This window comes from Roseateles sp. P5_E1, assembly GCF_054049335.1.
In genome coordinates, this window is record NZ_JBFUMN010000392.1 from 1 (window position 1) to 555 (window position 555).

Consider the following 555-nt stretch of genomic DNA (forward strand, 5'->3'; position numbering starts at 1 on the left):
TACTTCTACCTGCCCAAGCTGCAGAGCATGGAAGAGGCGGCGCTGTGGGAGACCGCGCTGTCGCACATCGAAGGCATGCTCGGCCTGCCGCACGGGCAGATCAAGGTCACGGTGCTGATCGAAACACTGCCGGCGGTGTTCGAGATGGACGAGATCCTGCATGCGCTGCGCGACCGCATCGTCGGCCTGAACTGTGGGCGCTGGGACTACATTTTTTCCTACATCAAGACCTTCCGCCGCCACGCCGACAAGGTGCTGCCCGAGCGCGGCCAGGTSACSATGACSCAGCCGTTCCTGAAGGCTTATTCGGAACTGCTGATCCGCACCTGCCACCGCCGCGGCGCGCATGCGATGGGCGGCATGGCCGCGCAGATCCCGATCAACCACGATGCCGCCGCCAACGAACAGGCGATGGCGCGGGTGCGGGCGGACAAGCTGCGCGAAGTCACCGCCGGCCACGACGGCACCTGGGTGGCGCATCCGGCGCTGATCCCGGTGGCACAGGCGATCTTCGACGAACACATGCCCGGGCCGAACCAGCACGCGGTACTGCGC

1 pseudogene is annotated in these 555 nt (G+C 66.1%); it reads left to right on the forward strand.

Features of this window, described 5'->3' with window-relative positions:
* Window positions 1-9 precede the first annotated feature (9 nt).
* Window positions 10-555, forward strand: a pseudogene (locus ACXJKJ_RS31705) (malate synthase A); the annotation flags it as partial.